The sequence below is a fragment of the Arthrobacter sp. YA7-1 genome (assembly GCF_025960325.1).
Taxonomy (GTDB): Bacteria; Actinomycetota; Actinomycetes; order Actinomycetales; family Micrococcaceae; genus Arthrobacter; species Arthrobacter bambusae_A.
Window position 1 is genome coordinate 600701 of the sequence record NZ_CP110114.1, and the last position, 25370, is coordinate 626070.

Annotated in this window: 21 protein-coding genes and 1 tRNA gene; 14 read left to right on the forward strand and 8 right to left on the reverse strand. The window is 63.5% G+C overall.

The window, feature by feature from the left end; all coding sequences use genetic code 11:
* Positions 1-103: 103 nt before the first annotated feature.
* The gene (locus OIT41_RS02915) at positions 104-2365 is read right to left on the reverse strand and encodes a prolyl oligopeptidase family serine peptidase (RefSeq protein WP_264637402.1); all 2262 of its coding nucleotides are present in this window, start codon (positions 2363-2365) and stop codon (positions 104-106) included.
* 59 nt (positions 2366-2424) lie between these two features.
* On the opposite strand from OIT41_RS02915, the gene OIT41_RS02920 reads away from it, so the two are divergent.
* Entirely contained in the window at positions 2425-4428 is a 2004-nt protein-coding gene (locus tag OIT41_RS02920; RefSeq protein ID WP_264637403.1) for an FAD/NAD(P)-binding protein, read from the forward strand.
* 120 nt (positions 4429-4548) lie between these two features.
* Here the strand turns inward: OIT41_RS02920 and OIT41_RS02925 are convergent, their stop codons facing one another.
* From OIT41_RS02925 to OIT41_RS02940, 4 genes are all read right to left on the reverse strand, one after another.
* A complete protein-coding gene (locus OIT41_RS02925; protein ID WP_264637404.1) occupies positions 4549-9048 on the reverse strand; it encodes an ExeM/NucH family extracellular endonuclease in 4500 nt (1499 codons plus the stop codon).
* Between the two features lie 279 nt (positions 9049-9327).
* Positions 9328-10107 (reverse strand): VOC family protein, encoded by a 780-nt coding sequence (locus OIT41_RS02930; RefSeq protein ID WP_078106563.1) that lies wholly within the window; start codon positions 10105-10107, stop codon positions 9328-9330.
* Positions 10108-10230: 123 nt separating this feature from the next.
* Positions 10231-11115, reverse strand: a complete 885-nt coding sequence (locus tag OIT41_RS02935) for an undecaprenyl-diphosphate phosphatase (RefSeq protein WP_241710647.1) — start codon at positions 11113-11115, stop codon at positions 10231-10233.
* Between the two features lie 148 nt (positions 11116-11263).
* A tRNA-Ser gene (locus OIT41_RS02940) sits at positions 11264-11351 on the reverse strand.
* 114 nt (positions 11352-11465) lie between these two features.
* Here OIT41_RS02940 and OIT41_RS02945 point away from each other — a divergent pair.
* The 6 genes from OIT41_RS02945 (at position 11466) to OIT41_RS02970 (ending at position 15657) form a co-directional block, all read left to right on the forward strand.
* Positions 11466-12449 (forward strand): NAD(P)H-quinone oxidoreductase, encoded by a 984-nt coding sequence (locus OIT41_RS02945; protein ID WP_264637406.1) that lies wholly within the window; start codon positions 11466-11468, stop codon positions 12447-12449.
* Between the two features lie 35 nt (positions 12450-12484).
* Positions 12485-13066: a PadR family transcriptional regulator gene (locus tag OIT41_RS02950; RefSeq protein WP_264637407.1), complete on the forward strand. Its 582-nt coding sequence runs from the start codon at positions 12485-12487 to the stop codon at positions 13064-13066.
* 34 nt (positions 13067-13100) lie between these two features.
* Positions 13101-13559 carry a GNAT family N-acetyltransferase gene (locus OIT41_RS02955; protein ID WP_264637408.1) on the forward strand — a complete coding sequence of 153 codons (459 nt, stop codon included), beginning with the start codon at positions 13101-13103 and terminating at the stop codon, positions 13557-13559.
* A 26-nt stretch (positions 13560-13585) separates the two neighbouring features.
* A complete protein-coding gene (locus OIT41_RS02960; RefSeq protein ID WP_264637409.1) occupies positions 13586-14239 on the forward strand; it encodes a bacterial proteasome activator family protein in 654 nt (217 codons plus the stop codon).
* Positions 14240-14247: 8 nt separating this feature from the next.
* Positions 14248-14700 carry a hypothetical protein gene (locus OIT41_RS02965; protein ID WP_264637410.1) on the forward strand — a complete coding sequence of 151 codons (453 nt, stop codon included), beginning with the start codon at positions 14248-14250 and terminating at the stop codon, positions 14698-14700.
* Between the two features lie 117 nt (positions 14701-14817).
* Positions 14818-15657, forward strand: a complete 840-nt coding sequence (locus tag OIT41_RS02970; RefSeq protein WP_241710653.1) for an aldo/keto reductase — start codon at positions 14818-14820, stop codon at positions 15655-15657.
* Positions 15658-15967: 310 nt separating this feature from the next.
* On the opposite strand, the gene OIT41_RS02975 is transcribed toward OIT41_RS02970, so the two are convergent.
* Positions 15968-17005: a LacI family DNA-binding transcriptional regulator gene (locus OIT41_RS02975; RefSeq protein WP_264637411.1), complete on the reverse strand. Its 1038-nt coding sequence runs from the start codon at positions 17003-17005 to the stop codon at positions 15968-15970.
* Between the two features lie 228 nt (positions 17006-17233).
* Between OIT41_RS02975 and OIT41_RS02980 the strand changes: the two genes are divergently transcribed.
* The 5 genes from OIT41_RS02980 to OIT41_RS03000 all read left to right on the forward strand — a co-directional run bounded on the left by OIT41_RS02980 (position 17234) and on the right by OIT41_RS03000 (position 22586).
* Positions 17234-18601, forward strand: a complete 1368-nt coding sequence (locus tag OIT41_RS02980; RefSeq protein WP_264637412.1) for an ABC transporter substrate-binding protein — start codon at positions 17234-17236, stop codon at positions 18599-18601.
* Positions 18598-19569, forward strand: a complete 972-nt coding sequence (locus OIT41_RS02985; protein WP_413542306.1) for a carbohydrate ABC transporter permease — start codon at positions 18598-18600, stop codon at positions 19567-19569. Before OIT41_RS02980 ends, OIT41_RS02985 begins: the two co-directional genes overlap by 4 nt.
* A gap of 158 nt (positions 19570-19727) precedes the next feature.
* Complete coding sequence (locus OIT41_RS02990) at positions 19728-20516, forward strand: carbohydrate ABC transporter permease (protein ID WP_241710608.1); 789 nt, start codon at positions 19728-19730, stop codon at positions 20514-20516.
* 49 nt (positions 20517-20565) lie between these two features.
* The gene (locus OIT41_RS02995; protein WP_264637413.1) at positions 20566-21411 is read left to right on the forward strand and encodes a sugar phosphate isomerase/epimerase family protein; all 846 of its coding nucleotides are present in this window, start codon (positions 20566-20568) and stop codon (positions 21409-21411) included.
* A complete protein-coding gene (locus tag OIT41_RS03000) occupies positions 21408-22586 on the forward strand; it encodes a Gfo/Idh/MocA family protein (RefSeq protein ID WP_241710590.1) in 1179 nt (392 codons plus the stop codon). Before OIT41_RS02995 ends, OIT41_RS03000 begins: the two co-directional genes overlap by 4 nt.
* Here OIT41_RS03000 and OIT41_RS03005 read toward each other — a convergent pair.
* Positions 22583-23077 carry a hypothetical protein gene (locus tag OIT41_RS03005; RefSeq protein ID WP_241710591.1) on the reverse strand — a complete coding sequence of 165 codons (495 nt, stop codon included), beginning with the start codon at positions 23075-23077 and terminating at the stop codon, positions 22583-22585. The two genes, OIT41_RS03000 and OIT41_RS03005, sit on opposite strands and share 4 nt — an antisense overlap.
* A 224-nt stretch (positions 23078-23301) precedes the next feature.
* The gene (locus OIT41_RS03010; protein WP_078106551.1) at positions 23302-23478 is read right to left on the reverse strand and encodes a CsbD family protein; all 177 of its coding nucleotides are present in this window, start codon (positions 23476-23478) and stop codon (positions 23302-23304) included.
* 210 nt (positions 23479-23688) lie between these two features.
* On the opposite strand from OIT41_RS03010, the gene OIT41_RS03015 reads away from it, so the two are divergent.
* Together OIT41_RS03015 and OIT41_RS03020 are read left to right on the forward strand one after the other, a co-directional pair.
* Positions 23689-24873 carry an integrase catalytic domain-containing protein gene (locus OIT41_RS03015; RefSeq protein WP_264637414.1) on the forward strand — a complete coding sequence of 395 codons (1185 nt, stop codon included), beginning with the start codon at positions 23689-23691 and terminating at the stop codon, positions 24871-24873.
* A 223-nt stretch (positions 24874-25096) separates the two neighbouring features.
* Positions 25097-25300 carry a tautomerase family protein gene (locus tag OIT41_RS03020; RefSeq protein WP_264637415.1) on the forward strand — a complete coding sequence of 68 codons (204 nt, stop codon included), beginning with the start codon at positions 25097-25099 and terminating at the stop codon, positions 25298-25300.
* The last annotated feature ends 70 nt before the right edge of the window (positions 25301-25370 follow it).

The following is a 25370-nucleotide window of genomic DNA, read 5'->3' on the forward strand; positions in this document are numbered from 1 at the left end:
GGGCATCCAGTGCAAAACGGGGGTGCGGGCCGCCGTCGGGCGCCGCGCTGCCGCCTGTCGGAGGTGGCGCGGGCCGCCGTCGGGCGTTCCATCGTTGAGTGCGTTAGTGCCCCGAGCCGTCCTTGCCGGCAAGGGCCCGCCACAGGAAGTGCTGGCTGCGGGCTTGAAGTGAGGCCGCCTGGCGGTTGTCCGAGGCTCCCGCGTGACCGCCTTCGAGCGCTTCGTGGAACCACACGTTCGGGATGCCCATTGCCTGCATCCGGGCTGCCATCTTTCGGGCCTGGACCGGGCCCACACGGTCATCGGACGTAGCTGTCCAGATGAAGGTCTCCGGGTACTCCACGCCGTCGCGCAGCAGGTGGTACGGCGAGAAGGTACGGATGAACTCCCACTGCTGCGGGACGTCTGGATCGCCGTACTCGGCAATCCATGAGTAGCCGGCCGAGAGCTTGGTGTAACGGCGCATGTCCAGCAACGGGACGCCGCAGGAGATCGCTCCGAACAGTTCCGGGTACTGGGTGAGCATGTTGCCCACGAGCAGTCCGCCGTTGGAGCCGCCCACGCAGCCGAGCCGCCGCGGACTGGTGACGCCCCGCGAAATGAGGTGCCGCGCCACAGCAGCGAAGTCCTCGAAGGCGCGGTGTCGATTCGCCTGCAAGGCTGCGCTGTGCCAGGCGGGACCGTACTCGCCCCCGCCGCGGATGTTGGCTACGACGTAGACGCCGCCGCGTGAATGCACCGCGGAGCCGTCTTCGGAGGTGGTGCTTTCGGTCCGGCGCTCCAGCCAGGCGCGCCCGATGGCTCCGCTGTAGGCCGGCGTTCTTGAGACCTCGAACCCGCCGTAGCCCGAGAGCTGTGTGGGGTTCTCGCCGTCGAGGTCCAGGTCTTTGGAAGCGACCTGGAAATAGGGCACGCGTGTGCCGTCCGCGGACGTGGCGAAGTGCTGCTGTACCTCATAGTCCGCCTCGTTGAAGAACGACGGCGAGGACTTCACCGCTGCATGCGTACTGGACACACCGCCGTCGTGCCCTGCGTCGAGGCTGTACCTGGCAACGCCCGGGGAAAGGGTGCCACGCATGAGCGTGGTGGGAGTGGTGAATCCGGTGGCCACGAGCCAGTAGTCGTTGCCGGCGTCGTCACCTTCCGCTTCGTCCTCGTCGTCGACGGCGTAGGCATTCACGTCGTGCAGCGGCGGGCACGCGTCCAACAACGTCGAGGCCCACCCTCCGGCCGGGTCCTTGCTGGCCGGGTCCAGCACCCTGATTTCGGAAGAGACGTCATGCAGCAGGTTCAGGAGCAGGTAGTTCCGCGTCCAACTCCACGACTGGAGGGACGTGTGCTCATCCGGGGTGAAAAGCACCGTGAAGTCGCGTTCCCCGGACAGATAGCCCTCGAAGTCGGCAGCCAGCAGGGACCCGGCGGGGTACGTGGTCCCGTCCACGTTCCAGTCCTGCCGCGGACGGAACATGAGCCATTCACGGTGGGAACTGAGGTTGACGTCGGTGGGGACATCGATCGCAAGCCACGCGTCGTCGCGCAGCACCGACGTGGTCCGGTTGAAGAAGTCGATCCAGTCCACGGCGAAAGTGCGTTCGAAGCCCGGGGTGGAGTCGTGGGCGACGAGCGCCATCATGTGGTCTTCGGGGATCTCGAAAATCCGCTCGGCTTGGGCCAGTGACTGGCCGCGGCGGAGCTTCACACCCGTGCGCGAGTAGGACGAACTGGTTTTCGGCAGGCCGTCGGCGGTCGTGGCAACCAGCAGGGTATCGCCGTCGAGCCAGCTCACGTTGCCCTTCGCGGTCGGAAGGTCGAAGCCGCCTGTTGCAGGGCCCACGAAGGTGCGGGTCTCGACGTCGAACTCGCGGTGGCGGTTGGCGTCGCCGCCGTCGGGGGAGAGGGCGATGATGGCGAGGCGGTGCGGTTCGCCTTCGGCCGGGCGCAGGAAGTTGGCGCCGTGGAAGACCCATTCTTCGCCTTCAGCGGCCGCGAGTGCGTCGATGTCGAGCAGCACGTCCCATTCCGGGGCGTCGCTGAGGTAGCTTTCCCACGTGGTCCGGCGCCAGAGGCCCTTGGGGTTCTGCTGGTCCTTCCAGAAGTTGTAGTAGTGCTCGCCGCGCTTGTTGACCATGGCGATCCTGTCCGTGGAGTCCAGGACCTCCAGGATTCCGGCTTCCAAAGCGGCGTATTCGGCGTCATCCAGCAAGTCTTCGGTGCGGGCATTTTGCTCCCGCACCCAGGCCAGCTGTTCCTCGCCGTGAATGTCTTCGAGCCAGATATTCTCGTCGACAGGTTCGGGGGCGATTGCGGTTCCCTGGGCAGTTGCGTTGTCGGGCGCGGGCGCTTGATCAGCTGCTGTGGTGGTCATGCCTCATCCTAGAGTGACTATCTGAGGAGGAAGCAAGTCACAAGAAGTTAGGCTTGGGCGTGGGTAAATCGCAGAACATTCGGGTCGGGCTGATCGGGGCAGGTCCCCGCGGCACCAGTGTGCTGGAGCGTTTGCTCGCCAATTGGGCTGCGACGGAAACGCAAACGCGCTCCCTTCACATCGACGTCGTGGACCCGTATCCCGCCGGTCCGGGGCACGTCTGGCAGCCCCAGCAGTCCCGGCTGTACCTCATGAACACGCAGTCGTTTTATCCCACGCTGATCCCCGAAGACGAGCGACTCGCGCCGCCCCTGGCCGGGGGCTCGTTTGAGCAGTGGCGGGCGAAACAGCGGTCCGACGGCGGCCCGGGCCTGAGCCCCGAGGAACGGGCCGAACTTGCCGGACTTGCCTCCCACGACTTTCCCAGCCGCGCCCTTTACGGACGGTACTTGCGCTCTACGCTCGAGCAACTGCTGGACCGTATCCCGGCCGGCGTGGAGATCGCCTTCCACCGGAGCAACGCCGTGGCGGCGCATCCCCTGCCGGGCGCCCCGGCGGACGGCGCGCGTGACGGTTCGCCGGGCAATCCCGCGGGCGGAGGGTTCGACGTCGAACTCGACGACGGCGGCAAGCTCACCGTGGATTCCCTCGTCCTCGCGCTGGGGCACCTGGAGTCCAGGCTCAACCCGGAGCAGCGTTCGTTCAGGGAGGTCGCGGCCGAACTCGGGCTGCTGTACGTGCCGCCGGCCGCGCCCGCCGACGTCGACTGGGCTCTGGTTCCGGACGGGGAGACGGTCCTGGTGCGGGGCATGGGCCTGAATTTCTTCGACGTCATGGGCCAGCTGACCGAAGGCCGCGGGGGACAATTCGTGCCCGCAGAAGATGGTCTCCGGGGGGAGCTCAAGTACTTGCCTTCGGGCCGCGAACCGAAGATCATCGCGGCCTCGAGGCGAGGCACCCCGTACCGGGCCAAGGCCGGGCTGGACGGTTATTATCCCAAGTCCGTTCGCTTGCGGTACCTGACCGAGAGCGCGGTGGAACGCTTCGACGCGGCCGGTATCCAACCTGGCTTCGACCACGACCTATGGCCCCTTCTGCATCGGGACGCCCTGTGGGCCTATTACTCAACGCTGGTCGTGGCCGAACCCGTGGCCGTGACTGACGCGACGGAGTTCCTGGCTGCCCTCGAAGATTTGTTGCAGCCGCATGCACACGCCACAGGGCGATGGGAGAACCAGGTCGGGGAGTTGGTCACCACGCATGTTGCCGCGTCGCGCCGCCTTGACCTGCTGGGGCTCGCAGCGCCTTTGGCCGGGCATTCCTTCGCGTCCAGGAAGGAACTCGATGGCGCCGTCGTGGACTACCTGGACGACGACGCCCGCCGTTCCGCGCTCGGAGAGTCGGATCCTGTGAAGATGGCCATCGGGGCCTTGCACACCGGACGGGCAATCCTGAAGAGTGCTGTGGCCGACGGCGGGATCACGGACGAATCGTGGGTCGGTGAGCTGCGCGGCTGGTTCGAATCCTTCGTTGAGGGGCTCGCGAGCGGTCCTCCTGCTCTGCGCGCCGAACAGTTGGCCGCTTTGGCGCGCGCCGGCGTCGTGAGTTTCGTGGGCCCTGATCCGCGATTCAGCGTCGACCGCTCCAACCGTGTCTTCCGCGCGGTGTCTGCTTGGGTGCACGACGACGCCGTGGAAGCGAGGACGCTGATCGAAGCCATGTCTCCCGCGAACCGGGTGGGCATGAGTGTTTCTCCGTTCCTCCGCCAGTTGCTCGCCGACGGGTTGGTGCGGCCGAAGGTCATGATGACCGCCGAAGGAACGCCCGTGCAGACCTCCGGCTTGGACGTCCAGCCGCATCCCTACCGTTTGGTGGGGGCCAATGGTTCGGTGACTCCGGGGATGTACGCCCTTGGCCTGCAGCTTTCCTCCACGCAATGGGGAACGGCCATTGCCGCAGAGGCCCGGCCTTCCGAGGGCACCAGCTACCGAAGCGGCCAACGGACCCTCCGCGACGCGGACGAAATCGCCAGGGACATGCTCGGCCTTCCGCTCCAAAAATGAGCATGTCCCACCAACAAAAATGAGCATGCCCCCCGCCCGTTCCGACGAGTGGACATAAACGTGGTATGTCCACTCGTCAGGGCCGGGGGAGAGCATGCTCATCCGGGGTTGGCGCTGCGGCTAGCCCTTAAGGCACTTCTGGTACTCGAGCCACGCGAAGGCGTACTTGATCCAGCCGATCACGTCGTACCACTTGCTCGGCGCTACCGGCGCGGTGCACTTCGGAGGCAGTGGGGCGGCAACCTTGACGGCGGCCTTCACCACGGTCCCGGACTCGACGGCGGTCAGCACCAGGGTTCCTGTTCCGGCCGCCGCTCCCGCGGGTACCTTGAGGTTCACCGAGGCAGCACCGGAAGCTACGCCGACCGTTCCCAGTTGTGTCGCGAGCCCCTTTGCGTCCGTGAAGACTGCCTTGAGCGAGGCGTTTTGCGGGCTGCCGAGCGAGGTCAGGTTCAGCTTGGAGACGGTCAGGGTCATGGCGTCGCCCCTCTTCACCTCCGCCGCCGTGGTGTTCACTACGGCAACCGAACGGCGGGCGAAGTCCGGTGACACCGGATGGTGCGCGCTCAAGTACTTGATCCACGCGTCGCGATCCACCAGTCCTGAGTCCTTGGTGTTGCTGCCTTCCTTGAAGACCCGGAAGTTGTCACCCCCGGCGGCCAGGAAGCTGAAGGTTCCGATGCGGTACGACTTCGCGGGGTCGATGAGCGCTCCGTTCACCCAAATGGAGGTGATCCGGTCGCCTGCGGGGCGGGCGGCGTCGAACGTGTAGTTCACGTTCTTGGACACGCCCAGCTGCAGGTACGGACGGCTCGGCACGGAACCATCGGCGTTGGTCTGCCACTGCTGCTCAAGAAGTGACTTGAACTTGGCGCCCGTCAGGGAGGTAGTCCAGAGGTTGTTCACGAAGGGCAGTACAGCGTTGGCCTCCGCGTAGGTGATGGTGCCGTCGGGTGCGTAGTAGAGCTCGTTGCGCAGTCCGCCGGGGTTCACGACGCCGATCTCGGCACCGCCCAGTTCCGGAGCCTTGAGCGTGTCCACGAGGGAATCCGCCACCAGGTTGCCGAGGGTGGATTCGCTCGCGCGGTCATCACGCTTGGGAGTCCCTCCAGCGGGGTCCGGCGTGAACGCCGTGGTGATATCCGCGGTGACAGCGCCCACCGGCTGATTGCCGACGACGGCGGCGTCGGCCAGCGCCTTGTCGACGATGGCCTTGACCTGTGCGGCACGCGGGTAGGTTCCGGACATGTCCGTTGTTGACCGCTTGACGTTGCCCGCGGTGTAGGCGGTCACGGCCATGCTCTTGGTGTCCACTGTCAGCGTGATACGGCCGATGTTTTCGCCGTAGTTTCCGGTCTGCACGATCGGGCGGGTCTTGCCCGTCGGCTGGCCGTTGGCGTCGAGGATCGGTGCGTCCCAGGCGTATTCCTTGTGGGTGTGGCCGGTGAAGATGGCCGCAACATCAGGTGTGGTTTCCTTCACGAGCTTGGCGAACGGCCCGCCCGCGGCCACTTCCTGTTCGATGGTCGCACCGTCCGGGGTACCGGCTCCGGCGCCGTCGTGGACTTCCGCGACGATCACATCGGCCAGCTTTCCGGCCTTGATCTTGGCGGCAACACGGTTGACGGCGTCCACAGGGTCACCGAATTCAAGGTCGGCGATGCCGGCCGGGCTGACCAGGGACGGGGTTTCCTGCGTCACGGTGCCGATGACGGCCACCTTGATGCCGTTCATGTCCAGGACGGTGTATTCCGGCAGTACCGGGGTGGTGGTGCCCTTCTGGTAGACGTTGGCACCCAGGATCGGGAACTTCGCGTTGTTGCCCCCGGCGATGACGCGGTCCCGTAAGTCCGACCATCCGCCGTCGAACTCATGGTTGCCCACTGCGGACGCCTTGAGTTCAAGCGCGTTGAGCACGTCGATGGTCGGCTGGTCCTTGGCCACCGCAGAGGCGAAGAGCGACGCGCCGATGTTGTCTCCGGCGGAGATGAAGGCAGTTGAACCGGCCGCGGCGCCGGCCCGGAGCTGTTCGATGGTGCTGGCGAACAGGACGGTGTTGCTGTCGATGCGTCCGTGGAAATCATTGATGCCCAGGAACTGCAGGTCCACGCTGGCCGGTGTGGTCGGCAGGTTCAGGCCGACCACCACGGGATCGTGGTCGCTGGCCCGGAATTGGTCCGGGGCGTAGTAGTTGCCGACATTGTTGTTGTACCTGCTGTACTCAAAGGCGACCGACTCCACCGAGTTGATGTTCCAGATGTCGGTTCCCGTGACCACCTCACGGGCAGCGGGGGAGGCAAGGATGTGGTCGAGGGAGCCGACCATTCCGCCGAACAAGTACGAGTGCTTCCCGGTGCTTGTTTCCAGATCTGTGTAGCCTGCCCCGGTCAGGACGTTGATCGGGTCTTCTTTGGAATAGGCGTTGAAATCGCCGATGAGGAACACTTTGTCGGTGCCCTTGGAGGACTTCAACAGGTCGGCGAAGGCCAGGAGCGATTGTGACTGCTTGGTGCGGGCGAGGTTGGAAGCGCCTTGGCCCTTGTCGGTGTCGTCCGGTGTTACTGCTGAGCCCTTGGACTTGAAATGGTTCACGATCGCGATGAACTTCTTGTCATCGCTTGCCCCCACGGGCTTGAATACCTGGGCGAGGGGCTTGCGTGCGCTGGCGAAAGCGATGGTGTCGTTGTGGATGATCGACTCACCCAGTGGTTCGGCGCTGGCCTTCTTGAAAATGAACGCCGTACGGATCATGTCCTCGTCGCTCAGCGGGGGAGCGTTGGCAGGCGTGCGGACGTAGTCCCAGATTCCCGGGGTCTCGATGTTGAGGGAATCCACCAGCTTCGCGAGGGCATCGTCGCGGTTCTTGCCGAATTGTGCCGAGTTCTCGATCTCCTCCAAGGAGACGACGTCGGCGCCGGACTTGGTGATCGCGGCGATGATCTTTGCTTGCTGGCGCTGGAGGTTCTCGGCATTCGCCGCACCGCGGGCGTTGCAGCCGTCCTTGACCGTGATCGGGTTACCGTCCCGGTCCGTGTAGTAGGTGCAGCCGCTGAGCTGGTCACCGGTGGTGGGGAAGAAGTTCAACACGTTGAAGGAGGCGATCTTCAGGTTGCCGCCCACGTTCGCCGGGGCCTGGGGGCGGCTTCCGGTGAAGCTCACAGGCTGCACCGAATCCGCGGTGGCCGGGGTCAGTTGGGAGAGCGGCTGGAATTTCCAGGAGTTGTTCCCGTAGCCGAGGATCACGTTGGTACGGAAGGTCGCAGCCGATCCGACCCGCACGGGATCGCTCGTTGTCAGGTAGGGAAGCGCCTGTGCCTTCGTGGAGGCGTCCTTGAGGAAGTTGGTGGACGCGCCGTCGTCGAGCTTGATGCCGCGAAGTGCGTTGTCCGCAACCACCGCGTTGTATTCGGCTGAGCCGTAGTTTGCGACGGCGGTGGGCTGGACCAAGGGAGAGGTCCCTGCAGCCAAGCCGATTTCGCCGTACTGGTTCAGTGAATAGTTGTCCGCCACGGTGAAGGCGCCCTGGGGTGCCACGAGCATGCCTTCGTAGCGCTCTCGGGTGGTTTCGTCGGCCGGAAGCGCGAAGTTGCTCGGCTTGACTTCAGGTGCGGCTTCGCTGAGCTTCTTCACTCCGCTTGCGTCCGCGGTGAGCTGCGTCTGGTTGGAGAACTCGCTTACCGTGCCAGTGAGTTCGAGGTAGTCGCCGGTCCGGGTGCTTTCCACGGTGGACGGCGAGTAGACGAAAATAGCGTCCGACGCCGTCCTGGCCGCCGGATCGGTGTCGCCGCCGGTTCCCGGGGTCTGCACGTAGTAGCCGTTGAAACCGCCCGTGGCGTAGACAGCCGTGACTTTGCCCCGGGTGGTCACCGTGGCACCGGTGAACGGGCTGGCCGCCCCCGTGCCTTGGATTTCCGCGATGGTCTTGGTCCCGGCGTCGGTGGGCGGAGGGGCAGTGGCCCCGGCCGCCGTCGGGGTGATGGCGGCGCTGAGGCTTAAGTCGGCGGCGTTGTTGTTGGTGTCCGCACCGTTGGTCCGGTTCAGGCTCCTGACATCGGTGTTGCTTGCCGGTGCCAGGGCAGCCGCGGTCTCGAAGGTATTCGTGCTGCCGTAACCGAGGAGATCGGCTACGGCGGGGTTGCTCACGACGGAACCCGTGGGGAGGGGGTTCACGGCAGTGCCCTGCTTCGCAAGGACGATGGTTCCGGCACTTCCGCTCGGGTTGAGCGTTCCGGAACCGTCGACGTCGGCAGCCGGCAATTCTGCCGCCGTCGAGCTTGCGCTGTTGCTGGCGCCCTTGACGAGGAAGAATCCCTTGGCCGGGATGGTGCCGCTGAGGGGAGTGATGAAGGTGGGCGGATTGACGTTGCCCGCCGCGCGGTATTGGAGCGACCAACCACCCAGGCTGACGGCGGAGTCGGAGTTGTTGTACAGCTCCACAAACTTGTTCCGGAACGCTGCGCCGGCGCTTCCTCCGCTGAGGTAGGCCTCATTGATCACCACCGATGGGCCTGTAGCGGTGGGCGTATCGGCTGCCACGGCCGGAATGGTGGCGAGCGGGGCTGCAAGCAATCCCGCCGACACCACCAAACCGACGAGAAGTTTCCCATTTTTAAAATGCATTAGCTCTAACTTTCAATTGGCCCTGTAGGGCGCAGTGGAAGACACCCGCCGTGTGCGTCGGCGGGCGGTGAACCGGGCTTTACTCCGGCGGGGATATCACGCTCGGCATCACATCAGGCGTGGATGAATACCGGGTTGCCATATGGTGACGGCACAAACAAGAGAGAGCATGCCCTCCCTTTGAGGCGGGGAGTGGACATAATCGCAATATGTCCACTCCCCGCGTCGTGGGGAGAGCATGCTCTCTGGTGGGTGGCGGGCTGCGCCTGGCGGTTGGGCTTATGCAGCCTGGTTCTGGATGAGCTTGAAGATCGCACCCGTCGGATCGGTCAGGGTGGCCATCCGGCCGTAGGGAGTGTCCTCAGCCGCCTGGATGACGGTGGCGCCCAGGGCGGTGGCCTGCTCGATCGTCGCATCGACAGTATCCACCGCGAAGTAGACGCCCCAATAGGACGGCACCTCGGCGGGGAGGAAACCGGAGGCATCCATGATGCCTGCCTTGGAGTTGTCGCCCTCCCCGAGCGTCGTGTAGCGGAACTCCGGGGTATCGCCCACGACGGTGGTTTCCCAGCCGAAGACATTCTGGTAGAAGGAAACTGCCGAGTCGTATTCTTTGGCGAAGAGCTCGTGCCAGGCGGGTGCGCCTGTTTCGGCAGCCAGCTGATAGCCCTTCATCTCGCCGAACTGCCAGGCGCCGATTGCTGCTCCGGAGGAGTCCGCGTACATGGCCATGGTTCCCTGGTCCGGCACTTCCATGGGTTCCATGTAGACCTGGCCGCCGTTGGCGACGGCCGCTTCGGTGGTGGCCTTGATGTCGTCAGTGCGCAGGTAAGTGGACCAGACATCGGGCATCTGGCCCATGTCCGGCTGCTTCTGCATGATCCCGGCCACCATCTTGCCGTCCTTCGAGGCCGTGATGTAGCCGCCGTACTTTTCCTGGTCCCCGGTCTCGTAGGTCCAGCCGAAGAGGGTGTTGTAGAAGGACTTTGCCTTCTCCGTGTCCGAGGTCATCAGGTCGATCCAGCAAGGTGAGCCGGGGGTGATGTCAGGCGTGGGCATGTTCGCTCCTGTGTAGTTACCGCGGTTGCTTCCACGGTTTCATGAGTGGGTGGTGGAGACAGACAAAACCCTATGCGGGGCCCCTGACAGTTTCAATGGCTTCGCACAATGCCGGCAGCGAACCTAGCCCATGACGAGCATCAAGACGAAGTAGATCACTCCGCCGACGACCGAGTAGATGGCAAAAGGCGTCAGGGTCCTGGTCTCAAAGAAACGAAGCAGGAACTTGGTGGCGAACCATGCGGCGACGGCCGCGCACAGTGCGCCGACCAGAAATACGCCGCGCTCGTCGGCCATGGCCGGCGTGAAGAGGTCGGGCAGTTTGAGCACTGCGGCAGCGCCGATGATCGGCGTGGCGAGAAGGAAGCTGAACCGCGCGGCGTTCTCGTTGTTCAGCCCGGACAGCAGGCCGCCGGCCATCGACGAGCCCGAGCGGGAAATGCCGGGAATGAGGGCCGCGGCCTGCGCGGTTCCGATTCCGAGGGCGCGTTTCCACGACAACGTGGCGATCTCGGCGTCGGAAGCCGTTGCCGTTGTGTTCACATGGCGCGCGGACGTGAGCTGCCTTTCGCGTGTCCGCAGTCGCTCGGCACCAAACAGGACCAGGCCGTTGACCACAAGGAAGACGGCGGCGATCAGCGGGGAACCGAAGAGGTTCCGGATGGGCTTTTCCAGGACCAAGCCGATGATTCCGGCAGGCACGGATCCGACCACCAGCAACCAGCCGAGCTTGGCATACGTGTCCGACGGAGCGATCTTCCTGTCCCGGATGGACCGGCCAAGACCCTTGGCGATTTCGATCCAGTCCCGGAGGAAGAAGAAGAACAGCACGATTGCCGTTGCCAGGTGGGTGGCTATGAGGAAGTTCAGGAATTCCGGCGCCTTTTGGTCCAGGCCCCAACCGAAGAGCTTGGGCAGAATGACGCTGTGGCCGAGGCTGGAAATCGGGAAGAGCTCGGTGATTCCCTGCAGCAGGCCCATAATGATGGCCTGGATCATATTAATCATGGGTTCGATCCTAGCCAGTACCGGTTACTGAGAGATGAACGTTTGCTGGGAGCTGGCCGGGTGTCAGCCGGTGAATGCACAAGAGGCCGGCCATGGAATCCGAAGATTCGCATGAACCGGCCTCTCGGCTGCGCTGTGTCGCGCCACGCGGAAGGTAAGGGATTTGAACCCTTGGTGCGGGGTTACCGCACACTGGTTTTCAAGACCAGCTCCTTAGGCCGCTCGGACAACCTTCCCTGCCTAGTAGTGTTTCATAGGGAGTTGGCTGCGCCAAAAACCTGCCTCCGCGATTAACGCGGTTAAGGTGTCTGAAAAGCCAACTGCACTGAGCGAGGGATCGGGAGCACTCCATGAAAGCCGTCTTCATCTCCGAACCGGGCGGGCCCGAGGTTCTGGAAATCCGCGACGTCCCTGCTCCGGTTCCCGGCCCCGGCGAGGTTCTTATCGACGTCGTCGCCGCCGGCCTGAACAGGGCGGACGTCCAGCAGCGCCGCGGCTTCTACCCGCCCCCACCGGGAGCATCCGACATTCCGGGCCTTGAGGTCTCGGGCAGGATTGCCGCGTTCGGGCCCGAGGTCAGCAAGCCGTTTTCCGTGGGGGACAAGGTGGTGGCCCTGCTTTCGGGTGGCGGCTATGCGCAGCAGGTTGCTGTCCCGGCGGAGCAGGTTTTGCGATTGCCCGACGGCGTGGATCTGGTCACCGCCGCATCCTTGCCTGAGGTAGCCGCAACGGTTTACTCGAACCTCATCATGACTGCGCAGCTGCAGGCCGGTGAGACGGTGCTGATCCATGGCGCCACCGGGGGCATCGGCACCATGGCCATCCAGCTCGCCAAAGCGTACGGCGCTACGGTCGCGACGACGGCCGGTACGGCTGAAAAGGTCGGCACCGCGAAAGCCTTCCTTGGCGCCGACATCGCCATCAACTACGCGGAAGAAGACTTCGCCGAAAGCCTCAAGGCACAAAACGGCGGCAAGGGCGCGGACGTGATTCTCGACGTCGTCGGCGCCAAGTACCTGCAGCAGAACGTGGAAGCACTCGCGGGCTACGGCCGGCTGGTGGTGATCGGCTTGCAGGGTGGTGCCAAGGGAGAACTCAACCTCGGCCAGTTGCTCAGCAAACGGGCCGCGATCATCGGCACAGCGCTGCGCCCGCGGCCGGTTGCGGAAAAGGGTGTCATCATGAACGCCGTCCGCGAATCGGTCTGGCCGATGCTGGCCGACGGCCGGATCAAACCGTTCGTGGCCAAGTCGTTCCCCCTGGCGCAGGTCCGCGAAGCCCACGAATACTTCGATTCCGGCGAGCACATGGGCAAAGTCCTGCTGCTGCTCTAGCCGCGCCCACCAAACCGGCAGCACGAAGGAGGCGTATGTCCATCCGGTACAGCATCCTGGCGTTGCTTCAGGAGCAACCTCGCTATGGCTACCAATTGCGGGCAGCGTTCGAGGAACGCACGGGAGCCGTCTGGCCGTTGAACATCGGGCAGGTGTACACCACCCTGAACCGTCTGGAGCGCGACGCTTTGGTCCGCAAGGAGGGCGACGACGGCCGCGGCCATGTGCTTTTCAGCATCACCGACGCCGGGACCGCGGAGATCCGCCGATGGTTCACAACAGCGGTGGATCGTGGAGCTCCGCCAAGGAACGAACTGGCCATCAAGCTTGCGCTGGCCGTCACGACGGCGGGCACCGATGTTCCCGCGCTCATCCAGGCCCAACGTGAGATTTCCCTGCGCCAACTGCAGGTGTACACCCAAGACCGCAAGGATGTCGCAGCCAACCAAAGGGTCACGGATACCGCCAGGCTGCTCGTTCTGGACTCCCTGATCTTCCATGCCGAGGCGGAGGCCCGCTGGTTGGATCTGTGCGACGCGAGGCTGGTCCAGCAGGCCAATGGCGCCAGCAACGGCATGATGGGAACCGTCCGCGGAAACGGGACAGCCACCGCATAGACTGCTCCGCAGGGGAGGTGCTGACATCGAAACATTGACGAATGCCGACGTCCGCATCCGGCTGCTCGGCCCCGACGACGCCGATGCGCTGATCCGCCTGGCGGAGACGGATAACTTGTTCGACGAGGATCCGTCCGTCGCGCCGTCAGGCGCATTGACGTACGACGCCGCCCGCTCCTTTTTGGGCGACCCCGCCGTTCTGTTTTGGCTGGCCGAGCTCGATGACGAGACGGTGGGATTCCTCCACTGCTGCATTCAGCGCCGCCGAAACGCCGGCCCCTGGGCCGAACTGCTCCTCATGGAAATGGGGACCCATCTGGAGTGGCGCCGCCGCGGTATCGGCCGGTCCCTTTTGGCTGTCATGGAGGAGTGGATGCGGGAACACGGGATGGAGGAGGTCTGGGTCCCCGCCAACCTGTATGCCACCGGATTCTATGAAAAATGCGGTTTCGCTAAGGACGAAGGCGAAATACTCGTCAAGGCTCTGGGCTGAGTTGCGGCCCATGAGAGTATGAACGCATGAGCGATCAGGACGACACTCAACCCAGTGGCGAGAGTTTTGACGACATCCCGGTGGAGGGCACAACCTTGGACGCTGGCGCGACACAAAGCACATCGGAAGCAGGTCCCAAGGCCGACGGGAAGGCTGGCGCCAAGAAGGGCACCACCCTGCAGGACCTCGTCGACGAACCCGCCAAGGTCATGCGGATCGGCACCATGATCCGCCAGCTCCTCGAAGAAGTGAAGAGCGCCCCTTTGGACGAGGCGGCACGCGGACGCCTTGCCGAAATCCACGAACGCTCCATCAAAGAGCTGGAAGAGGGCCTCGCTCCCGAACTTGTGGAAGAACTGGAACGCATCAGCCTCCCGTTCCCTGAAAACGCCACGCCCTCCGACGCTGAACTCCGGATCGCCCAGGCGCAGCTGGTTGGTTGGCTCGAGGGATTGTTCCATGGAATCCAGACAGCCATAGCCGCCCAGCAGGCGGCCCGGGAACACGCTGTTGCCCAGTTGCAGCTTCGCCAGTTGCCACCCGGAACCATGATCGCCCCAGGCGTCGTTATTGGCGAGAACGGTGAGCCCCAGCGTGCCCACCTTCCCGGCAAAGAAGCGGAACCCGGCAATCCGGCTCGCGTGGAAGATCCGGACCACGGTCCGGGCCAGTACCTCTGAGCGCTGGGTTGGGCTTCTTTGGGGCCGTCCGGCAGGGGCGGAAGGATGACGCTGAACTCGGCAAAGGATTGTGGCGGCGTGCCCACGACCGTTTTCATCGAGGCCTGGATCGGTATCACCAAGTGCTGGAGGGTGTCGAAGACGAACAGCTCTACGGCGAACTCGTAGTCATTGCCAACGAACTCGCGGACTTGTCGTCCCGGGTACGTGCGGTCTGCGTGGAGGCCCAGCTCCGTTCGCCCAGCGACGGGCTGGATATTCCGGGATCGCTCGCCGGCGTCCATCGGGCCTTGTCCAAGGCCGGGAACTCACTTGCCACGACGGCGGAGGCCGCCGCGATGCTGCGTCTCGCCGTCGGGCCCGTCCCGGTAGGAGCGGCGTCGGTGCGACGACGCGCCGAAGCCGTTTACGAGCACGTCGAGGAAGCCGAACGACTGCTGAGGGCCGAAGCCGGCTCGTAACCCCTGCCGGCAAAGTAGCTGCAGGCGCGTCTATTCCCACATGGCAACTATTAAGCGCCTAGCTTAGAGGCGCGGAATCCGTAGCCACTGCAGGTGCGCGCTGGCAGGATGGAAGCCATGACTTCGTCACCGAACCTTACTTTTAACGACGGCAACTCCATTCCCCAGCTCGGCTACGGGGTGTGGCAGGTTGAGGACGATGTAGCCGAAAAGGTGGTGCGACAGGCATTCGACGCCGGCTACCGCCACATCGATACCGCCAAGATCTACGGCAACGAGGCAGGCGTGGGACGTGCCATCGCATCCTCCGGCCTCAAGCCCGAGGAAATCTTCATCACCACCAAGCTGTGGAACGCGGACCAGGGCTACGAGTCCACTCTTGCGGCTTTCGAAGAGTCCATGAACCGCCTCGGCTTGGAAACCCTTGACCTGTACCTGATCCACTGGATGCAGCCCAAGCAGGACAAGTTCGTGGACACCTGGAAGGCCCTCATCGAGCTCCAGAAGCGCGGACGCATCAAGTCGATCGGCGTCTCGAACTTCAGCAAGGAGGGCCTGCAGCGCCTGATCGAGGAAACCGGCGTTGTTCCGGCCATCCACCAGATCGAGCTGCACCCGTTCTTCAACCAGTCGGAACTCCGCGAGTTCGCTGCTGCCCGGGGCATTTTGACCCAGGCGTGGTCGCCTTTGGGCCAAGGCGGCGAGCTCCTTGAGAACGCCACCATCGCCCAGATCGCTGCCAGGCACGGGGCTACCCCGGCACAGGTAGTCATCGCCTGGCACCTGGCGATCGGCAACGTCGTGATCCCCAAGTCCGTGACCGAGTCCCGGATCCAGGAAAACTTCGCAGCACTTGGCGTGACTTTGGATGAGGCCGACATCGAGGCCATCAACGGCCTGGACCGCGGTGCCGAAGGCCGCATCGGACCGGATCCCGCAGTCTCGGACTTCGCGTAGTTTCTCCACGGGAAAACCCCGCACCTGACAGGTGCGGGGTTTTCTTGTCATAACTGCTACGTGGGCTGATGATCGTAGGGTGTTCGGGGTGATTGGCGAGCTTCAAGGCCATTCCTCAGGAAAGTGCTGAACCCAGGGGAAGCAGGCGATGAGCGGGATTGACTATCTCATGGCAGGGTCAAACGATCGTTGGGAGCATGCCGCCAGGCGGGCCTCGGGTATCGCGGAGCGTACGCACGGCTGGCGACGCGGGGACTTGCGGCCCATTCAGCGGCACCAGATGGGCCGTAAGTGACTCCGCGTTGCTGGTTCACCTCGCGGGGCGGAGGGGTGGGCCCGTGGATGCCCGGATCGTCAGATGGGTGGGGAGTTCGACTTTCACGCGCATCTGGGACCGGCCCGGTCGAAGCCTGCTGACGAGCATGTCCGTTGCGACCCGTCCGGCTTGTTCGATCGGGGCCGTGAGGGTTGTAAGGGGCGGTTGGCAGAAATCAGCTCCGAAGATGTCATCGCACCCGACCACGCTCATTTCATCGGGTACGTCGATGCCGCGTTCCCTCAGCCGGACGAGGACGCCGATGGCAACCAAGTCGTTGAACGCGATGCAGGCAGTCGCCCCGCTGTTGAGCAGGGTGTCAGCGGCGGCAGCCCCGGACCGGGTACTCGGGTGATACGGGCCAAGGCGCCGGATGGTGATACCCAACAACTCGGATCGCTCCTGCAGGGCCTCCCACCGCCGGCCGTCCGACCAGGAGTTCGGCGGCCCTGCGAGATAGGCAATATCCCTGTGGTCGAGTGAAAACAGATGCTCCATGGCCTGCTGGACCCCTGAAGGGGTATCAATGATCACGCTCGGTACGCCCGGTGTGCTGCGGTTCAACGTCACCAAAGGGGATTTGGCGGCCGCGCTGATGAGCTGATCGTCGCTGAGGCGGGTCGCGGGAAGAAGGAAGCCGACCGCGGAGCTCCGGAACTCGTCCAGGTAGTTTGCTTCCAGTTCGACATCCTCTTCGGTGTCGACAAGCAGCTGGGTATAGCCGGCAGTCTTGAGCTGATGCTGTGTGCTGCGGATGAAGTCAAAAAAGAACGGGTTTGTGATGTCCGGAACCAGGACGGCGACGGCTCCGGACCTTCCCGGGGCGGTGCTGCGGGGATATGCGGACGGCACGTATCCCAGTTCGCGGGCAGCCGCTTCGATGCGTTCCCTGGTGGCTTGGTTGACGCGGTGCGGCTGAGATAAAGCCCGCGAGACTGTGGACGCCGCTACACCGCTGAGAGCGGCGACGTCCCTGATAGTCGGACCCCGCCCCAGCGCGCCGGTTCCAATGCTGGCCTCGCTAATGCTCATAGTGCTGCCCCCTCGCGGCCCCGCAATGCGTTCTGAGAGTCCATCTTCCCTCATCAGGGATGTCCCTTCCCCTCTGTGACAGGCCAATCCCCAAAAGCAACGACGGCAATTTTTGGCAACCGTTGCACTTGTTGCAGCAACTGTCATAGTGTTCCAGCTAACATCCGGTCTGTGTGGCCGGTTCCCCCGAGGATTTCGGGGCGACTCAACGAGGAGCATAAGAAAGACATGAACAACTCAAGGACGCGACTTATTGGCGCGGTCGTTCTCGTTTCGCTGGGAGCACTAGGGGTAACCGGTTGCGGTGCCGACAACGGCTCGTCGAGCGCGAGCGGGGGCGCCCCCAACGGCCAAGGCAAGACCCTGGATGTCCTGGTCGGTGCCAACACCAACAAGTCCGATCAGTTCAAGGCCTGGCAGGCCCACATAGCCGATGCATTCAAGAAGCAGACCGGCGCCGACCTGAAATTCGAGACGTTCGCCAGCGCCAACGATGAGCTCTCGAAGATCCAGACCTCTGTGGTCGCAGGCCAGGGCCCGGACGTCTACGCAGTGGGTACCACCTTCACCCCGACCGCGTACTCAACAGACGCCTTCGTCAAGTTCGACTCGAATATGTGGAACAAGGTAGGCGGCCGCGACCGCTTCGTTCCCGCGACGTTGGGAATTTCAGGGCCGGACACCCAGAATGAAGTGGGCGTCCCGTTTACCTCCAGGCCCTACGTTCTGGCCTACAACACCGAAATGTTCAAGAAGGCCGGGCTGGGCAAGCCTGCTAACACCTGGGACGGTCTGCTGGACCAGGCCAAGAAGCTGACCACCGGATCCACCTACGGGTTCGCGACCGGATACGCGGACAACTACACGCCGTGGAAGTTTGCCTGGGCCATGGCCAACCAGTCGGGCAACCCCTTGGTGGACGGAAAGACTGCCCGCATCGATGACCCCACCGTGCTCCAGGCTTACGAAACGTACTTCGGTTGGCTCACCAAGGACAAGGTGGTCAACCCGGCCGCCGTCGGTTGGAACGATACCCAGGCTGCCGCTGACTTCGCCGCGGGCAAGTCCGCCATGATGTTGATGACCACCGCATCAACAAAGGTCACTTTCGATGCCTCCGCCGTGAAGGGTAAATACGCCTACGCCGTGATGCCGACCGTGCCGCCGGGACAGACTTCCGCGCCGTCCGGTGGCCAGCCGGTCAGCTCCATCATTTCCGGCGACAACCTGGTGATTGCCAAATACTCGCAGAACCAGGACCTCGCGGCTGCTTACATCAAGCTGCTTACCAGTGAAGACGAGCAGGTCAACTACAACAAACTGTTCGGAGATCTTCCCACCAACGCTGCGGCCGCAATGAAGGTCCAGGATGCGGATCCTTCGCTGGCGCCGATCATTGATTCAGCGTCCAAGTCCAAGACCACACCGTTCACCGGCGCGTGGGGCGACATCCAACTGGCGATGACCAACGTCGTGGTTCAGTCCCGTCCCGATCTTGGCAATGGCAGCTTCAATGAGGCCAACCTCAAGGCTGCGCTGGCCAAGGCCCAGAAGGACTCCCAGGCCTCCCTCGACAGGGCGTCGGCAAACCAGTGAGCACCACCGTGAAAGAAGACGCCGCCTTGCGGCGCGCCCCGGAGCTTGGCGGGCAACCGCCCGCCAAGCGCCGGCGGACTGTGAGCGAACGAAACCGGCCACTATGGATGCTCACCCCTGGTGCCCTCCTGATCGGCCTGATAATCGTCGTCCCCCTGATCCTGGGCATCTACATCGCGATGCTGCAACTGGATCAGTACACGATCCGGAAATGGATCAGTGCCCCCTTCGTAGGATTGAAAAACTTCGTCGAAGCGTTCACGTCCACTGACTTGGTCCATGCCTTCGGCAACAGCATCGGTTTCTCCTTGATCGCCACCGTCATCACGGTACCGATCGGCATCTACGCTGCACTGGCGACCCAGAATGCCTATCGCGGCAGGTCCTTGGTGCGCTCGATGTTCCTTATTCCCTACGTCCTTCCATCGTTCGTCGTGGGAAGCTTTTGGCGCACCATGCTCCAACACGACGGCATCGTCAACAAGGTGCTGACCGCGTTCGGACTGCCTGCCGGTCAATGGCTGACCGGTCCGGCCAGCTTCTGGGTCCTGATCCTGGTCGAGGTATGGGCGGCGTGGCCGTTCATCTATCTGATGGCACTTTCAGGCTTGCAATCCGTGGACCCGGAAGTCCACGAGGCAGCGGCCATCGATGGCGCCTTGTGGTGGACGAAGCTGCGCTACGTGATCTTCCCGTATTTGCGCGGGCCGGTCGCCTTGGCGTGCCTTATCGCGACACTCCACCACATGAACAACTTTTCGCTGGCCTTCTTGTTGTTCGGCGTCCCGGCTCCCTTCGACGTGCAAATACTGCCGACCCTTGTCTACAGCATGAGTTTCACCAGCCTGCGGTTCGGCATGGGAGCAGCGATGGCACTGATCTCGCTTCTGCTGATCGCCATACCGCTCTACTTCTACTTGAAAGCCGTTCGGCTCGACACCGGCGCGGACGCGGGAGGCAAGAAATGAGCAACAAAACGCCCGACGTCGTCATGGAGGTCCCGCTGGAGGCCTCCAGCCCGCTTCGCACTGGAAGCGCTCCCCGCAAGACCGGACGGCAGACTGCCGCGGTATACCGCCTGCTCCCGACACCGCTGCTGGTCGGAGGCACCATCGTGCTGTGCGCCATGGTCGCGATTCCGTTGCTCTACATCGTGTTTTCCTCGATGAACTCCGATGTGGAAGTGGCACGGGGGGCATTCTTCCCCACCGAATTCACCCTCGCCAACTACACGAAGATCTGGAGCACCCTGCCCTTGGGCACGGGCCTGATCAACAGCGTCATGATCGCCGGTGCGGTTGCGGTGGTTTCCTCATTACTGGGCATCATCACCGCTTACGTGCTGGTCCGGTTCGAATTCAGGGGCCGCCTAAGCATTCTCCGGGGGCTCATCGGCCTGCAAAGCGTTCCGGGCGGTCTTTTGCTGCTTCCGGTATTTGTTCTCTTCGCCTCGGCGGGCAACTATCTGGGAATCACCGTCATCGGTACCTACTGGGGCCTGTTCCTGGCGTACTTGACGTTTGCGCTGCCGTTTTCCATCTGGGTCATGGTCACGTATCTGCGGGGCTTGCCCAAGGAACTGGAGGAAGCAGCCCGTATTGACGGATCTTCCTCGATGGGGGTTCTCTTCCGGATCATCTTCCCCCTGAGCTGGCCCGGGCTCGTGGTCGCCGGCGTCTTTTCCTTTCTGCTTGGCTGGAATGACGTCATGTTCGCTTCGGTCCTGACCCGTCCGAATACCCAGACCGTAGCGGTAGTGCTGCAGATCTTCGGGTCCTCCTCGGAAGGTGGGGCGCTGCCCCTGTACGGCCAGATGATGGCCGCATCCTTGGTCTGTGCCGCACCTGTGGTCATCCTCTATCTCATCTTCCAACGATTCCTCGTCGGCGGCCTGACTGCCGGCGGTGTCAAATAGGCCAGCCACGCCGGCTGCCAACCATGTATTACTTCAAGGAGAAAACGACGTGACCGTCAAGCAAACCCAGTGGACACTGTCTGGATTCGGCGACGAAATAAGTCCTGACCCGCTGATCCAGATCGCAGTTCTGCAGGCCTTGGGCGCCAACCACATCGAAGTCCGTAGCGCGTGGGGCACCAATATCGTGGAGCTGTCCGAAAAGGACCTCGCCCGGCTGGACCAGATACTGCGCGAGCAGAACATGGGTGTGTCGGCCATCGCCTCTCCCATCGGCAAAGTGGACATCACCACACCTGTCGCATTCGAAGTGGATCGCCTCCACGCGGCCATTCGGGCCGCGAAGGTCCTGGGTACCCGTTACATCCGGATCTTCTCGTTCTATCGGGCCGAAGACCTCAGCGCCGAAGACATCCGCGACGCCGTCATGATCCGCATGCGAGCCTTGGCCGCAGAGGCCCAGGCGCACGACGTGGTACTCCTGCATGAAAATGAAAAGGACATCTACGGCGACACGCCTGAACGCGTCCTGGACATCATCACGACTGTTAATTCCCCGGCGCTGCGGATTGCCTGGGACGCCGCGAACTTCGTCCAGGTGGGCGTCAAGCCCTTCAGCGAGGCCTACGACATGCTCCGCCCCTACCTGGAATATCTCCAGGTCAAGGATGCCCGTGCCGATGACAGCCTGGTGATGCCGGCGGGGGATGGCGACGGCCAACTTCGCGAAACCATCAACGCTTTGAAGGAAGACGGTTTCGAAGGCTTCGCTTCCCTGGAGCCCCACCTGGCCAACACCCAACACCTCGGAGGATTCTCGGGACCGGCAGCGTTCGGAGTTGCCGGCCGCTCCTTCAACCGCCTCCTCGAAGAAGCCGGAGTTACCACCAAATGACCCTCGCGAACACAGCAACCACGCCCAAGCGGCGGCTGCGCACCGCCGTCGTCGGCTGCGGAGTCATCGGCCGTCAGCATGCCAAGCTCATCACCGCGAATGATGACCTGGAACTCGTGGCCCTCGTTGACCCGCTTGAGCCGGCCGCGACCGCGCTGGCAGACACGGTCGAGAGTGAGCTGCACAACCCTCGTCCCGCAACGTACTCGTCGCTGGCGGCCGCACTGAAGGGCGCGGACATCGATCTTGTCGCTGTCTGCACGCCAAGCGGCCTGCACGCGGACCTGGCCGTCGAAGCCCTGAATGCCGGCAAGCACGTCATCATCGAAAAGCCCATCGACGTGGATTTGCCGAGCGCCCGGCGCGTTGCAGATGCGGCGGCCGCCGCGACAGGGCAGGTCGTCTCCGTGATCAGCCAACACCGCTTCGATCCGGCGAGCGTCGCGGTGGCCCGGGCGGTCCGGTCCGCACGCTTCGGCAGGATCACCTCGGGAGTGGCTTCGCTGGCTTGGTGGCGGGGCCAGAACTACTATGACTCCGGCCAGTGGCGGGGCACTTGGGAGCTCGACGGCGGCGGCGCGGTCATGAATCAAGGCGTCCACAGCGTGGATCTGCTTCTTTGGTTCCTGGGAACCCCCGTCCAGATCCAGGCCCACACTGCGCTGCTCGCCCACGAGCGCATCGAAGTTGAGGACACTGCCGTTGCGACGGTCCGATTCGCCTCCGGCGCTTTGGCAGTGATCCACTGCACCACCGCGGCCTATCCCGGTCTCACCGCCCGGATCCAGGTCCACGGCGAGAGGGGCTCGGCGGTCGTCGACAATGATCGGCTGCAGTACTTCCATGCCGCTGACAATGCTCCCGCAGAAGGAGAATCTTCCTACGGCATGGCCGGGGCCGGGAACCAGGCCGAACTTGAGGTCGGGGCGCATGATGCGGCAGCCAATACGGACGGATCAGACGATCTGCAGACCGCGCACCAAAAGCAGTATGCCGACGTCGTGGAAGCCATCCGTTCCGGAAAGAATCCGCGGGTTGGCGTCGAGGAAGCAACCGCGGCACTCGCTACCGTGCGGGCCCTTTATGTGTCGGCAACTCTCGGCTCGGCGGTGTACTTCGAAGACGTCCTGGCCGGCAAGTATGACGACCTCGTCGTCCACACGGGCCGCGCCTAAGTCTGCTTGGCTGCCGTGCTGGTGCCGCTCTCTGCGGCGCCAGCACGCAGTTCGCGCAACCACCCCAAGGCTTCTTGTTCATCGGAGAAATACTGGGTGGGGCACTGCGGTGCGGGGAGCCCGTGCCTACCGTGGGCGATGACACGGTCCACGGGCGTGCTGCCCAGAATCGCGAAGGCCGTGATGGTGGCTGCTTCGCTGAAAAATCTGACGGCGTCGCGGCTGACGTACTCGACGCCGATGACCTGAAGCAGTACAGCGGCGCCCATTCCGCCCGTCAGAGCCAGGTATCGCTCCTTGACAAGGGCTCCGTCCTCTGCCGTGATCCGGCCTCCGGGGCGCAAGATGATCCGGAGGATCCCCTCACCCGAGTCCTCAATCCTGACATTTTCATGTTCCGAGCTGAGCCAGGCCCCGCCCTTCGCATCGGAAACGGTGTTGGCCTCTGCGTCGGGGCGTAATTCGCCCTCCGACTGAACCAGCGTTGTCATCAAATCCCCCAGATGTGATTTCGCTGCGACTCCATTGACGCAGTCCCGGATGAGCACCATCCCGGATGAGCACCATTCGGGTGTGATCACACTACCGGTGAGGTTGCCCGGCGTCCATGATTACTATGTCTGCGGTGTGTTCCCGCGGGAACACGTCTGGAATCAGGTACCGGCACGGCGAAGGGCGCACCCCGATGGAATGCGCCCTTCGCCAGACGGTCGGATCAGTCCTTCTTGAAGGCGTCCTTGACCTTTTCGCCGGCCTGCTTCAAATCGCCCTTGGCCTGGTCGGCCTGGCCTTCCGCCTTCAGGTTTTCATTGCCCGTGGCGTTGCCGGCAGCTTCCTTGCCCTTGCCGCCAGCCTTCTCGGCAGCGTTCTCAATCTTGTCGCCTAGTCCCATGGTGTCTCCTCCTCTGGTTCGGCAGCCGATCGATACGGCCGTTGTTACATACTAAGCATGCTTCGGGTTTGGATTTCAAGTCCGCGCGTTGACTCATTGAAAACCTCCGCGTAGCCGGATACGTTGCCTCATTTGAAAACCTCCGCGTAGCGGCGTGGTTCGCAGGTGTGGCGGCGGTTGGGGGCTATGCCCGTTTTCATGGAGCTAACGATGGCCCAGCGGCAAGCTGTGACGAAGAAGAAGGCCCTCGCCTATAAGGGTGCTGATCGTGCAGGGAAGTCCCGGATCCTGAACGAACTGGTCGAGCTGACCGGGTGGCACCGCGACTACGCCCGGGCGGCGTTGCGGGATGCCCTGGTGTTGAAGATCGTCAGACCACGCCCGGGCAGGACCCCGGTGTACGGGCCCGATCTGCTGCCGGCCCTCATCAAGTGCTGGGCCGTGCTGCGCGCCCCTGCCGGCAGGCTGCTGGCCCCGATGCTGCCTGTCCTGGTGCCGCTGCTGCGCCGGGACCGGGAGCTTGAGCTGACCGATGAACAGGCCGGACTGCTGATGCGGATGAGCGCAGCGACGATCGACCGGAAACTCGCCGGCGAACGGGCAAAACTTTTCCCGCGGGGAAGGTCCCATACCAAGCCGGGCACGCTGCTCAAATCCCAGATCCCGGTCCGCACCTGGGCCGAGTGGGATGACGCCGTCCCGGGGTTCGTGGAGATCGACCTGGTGGGCCACGAAGGAGGCAACAGCTTCGGGGAGTTCTGCTGCACCCTGACGGTGACGGACATCGCCACGGGCTGGACCGTGAACCGGTCGGTGCGGAACAAGGCCGCCAAATGGGTCTTCGAGGCCCTCGAACACGTCACTGCCGTGTTCCCGTTCCCCATCATCGGCATCGATTCAGACAACGGTTCCGAGTTCATCAACGAGCATCTGCTGGCCTACTGCCACGCGCACGAGATCACCTTCACCCGCTCCCGGCCCGGCAACAAAAACGACGGAGCCCACGTGGAGCAGAAGAACTGGGCCAGGGTCCGGGAACTGGTCGGCTACCTGCGCTACGACACCCCCGCGGAACTGGCCAAACTCAACGAGATCTGGGAGCTGGACCGTGTCCTCACCAACTACCTGCTGCCCCAGCAGAAGCTACTCTTCAAGCAGCGGCACGGCGCGAAAGTCACCAAGAAACACGACGCCCCCGCCACACCCCACCAACGCGCGATCCGGCATGAACGGATGCACAAACGCCCGGTCATCCAGATGAACGCCGCCTTCAAACGCATCAAGCCCGGAGCCCTCTCACGCCAGATCCTGGCGCTCACCGGGCAACTGGAAACACTGGCCTTGGCCAAGAAACCAGCACCCCTCAAACCCTTCAACCGCGCCTGGAACCACTAGGCCTCGCGGAGGCACTTCACCGAGGCAACGAAACCACCCATCCGGAGGTTTTCAAATGAGGCAACGTATTACTCTTCCCGGAGGTATTGCAATGAGGCAACAGGGTCCGAATGAGTTGCCGGGCATGAAACTGTGGTGTGTTCATCCGGCGGCCGCCCGTCAACAAAGCGAGGAACAGTGGAAGCCAAACGCACAACCTCATGGGCCGTGGCAGAATCGTCTGATGCCCCTGATCCAGGTTTTGAACGCTTCGCCGGCATCTAACGAGAAGAAGCGAGAGCTGTTGGCAGCGCTGACTGCGACCTACGCCGACGTCATGGGGATCCGGCCGGACACCATCCGCGTCGTCCTCCACGAAGTCCCGCGAGAGAACTGGTCGGTGGCCGGAGTGACCCTCGCTGATTCAGGTCAGAACGAAGCGGTTTAAGCTCCGCCAGGGAAATGCAGGCGGCGATCCGGGTTGTCAGGCACACACTCATCTTCCTCGGCGAACCGTG

What these genes read in the sequence shown, in the direction of transcription:
- OIT41_RS02935 (WP_241710647.1), bottom strand. Translation starts at nt 11,115, where the DNA reads ATGATTAATATGATCCAGGCCATCATTATGGGCCTGCTGCAGGGAATC.
- OIT41_RS03015 (WP_264637414.1), top strand. Translation starts at nt 23,689, where the DNA reads ATGGCCCAGCGGCAAGCTGTGACGAAGAAGAAGGCCCTCGCCTATAAG.
- OIT41_RS02990 (WP_241710608.1), top strand. Translation starts at nt 19,728, where the DNA reads ATGGTCGCGATTCCGTTGCTCTACATCGTGTTTTCCTCGATGAACTCC.
- OIT41_RS02930 (WP_078106563.1), bottom strand. Translation starts at nt 10,107, where the DNA reads ATGCCCACGCCTGACATCACCCCCGGCTCACCTTGCTGGATCGACCTG.
- OIT41_RS02970 (WP_241710653.1), top strand. Translation starts at nt 14,818, where the DNA reads ATGACTTCGTCACCGAACCTTACTTTTAACGACGGCAACTCCATTCCC.
- OIT41_RS02980 (WP_264637412.1), top strand. Translation starts at nt 17,234, where the DNA reads ATGAACAACTCAAGGACGCGACTTATTGGCGCGGTCGTTCTCGTTTCG.
- OIT41_RS02945 (WP_264637406.1), top strand. Translation starts at nt 11,466, where the DNA reads ATGAAAGCCGTCTTCATCTCCGAACCGGGCGGGCCCGAGGTTCTGGAA.
- OIT41_RS02975 (WP_264637411.1), bottom strand. Translation starts at nt 17,005, where the DNA reads ATGAGCATTAGCGAGGCCAGCATTGGAACCGGCGCGCTGGGGCGGGGT.
- OIT41_RS02960 (WP_264637409.1), top strand. Translation starts at nt 13,586, where the DNA reads ATGAGCGATCAGGACGACACTCAACCCAGTGGCGAGAGTTTTGACGAC.
- OIT41_RS03005 (WP_241710591.1), bottom strand. Translation starts at nt 23,077, where the DNA reads ATGACAACGCTGGTTCAGTCGGAGGGCGAATTACGCCCCGACGCAGAG.
- OIT41_RS03020 (WP_264637415.1), top strand. Translation starts at nt 25,097, where the DNA reads ATGCCCCTGATCCAGGTTTTGAACGCTTCGCCGGCATCTAACGAGAAG.
- OIT41_RS03000 (WP_241710590.1), top strand. Translation starts at nt 21,408, where the DNA reads ATGACCCTCGCGAACACAGCAACCACGCCCAAGCGGCGGCTGCGCACC.
- OIT41_RS02925 (WP_264637404.1), bottom strand. Translation starts at nt 9,048, where the DNA reads ATGCATTTTAAAAATGGGAAACTTCTCGTCGGTTTGGTGGTGTCGGCG.
- OIT41_RS02915 (WP_264637402.1), bottom strand. Translation starts at nt 2,365, where the DNA reads ATGACCACCACAGCAGCTGATCAAGCGCCCGCGCCCGACAACGCAACT.
- OIT41_RS02950 (WP_264637407.1), top strand. Translation starts at nt 12,485, where the DNA reads ATGTCCATCCGGTACAGCATCCTGGCGTTGCTTCAGGAGCAACCTCGC.
- OIT41_RS03010 (WP_078106551.1), bottom strand. Translation starts at nt 23,478, where the DNA reads ATGGGACTAGGCGACAAGATTGAGAACGCTGCCGAGAAGGCTGGCGGC.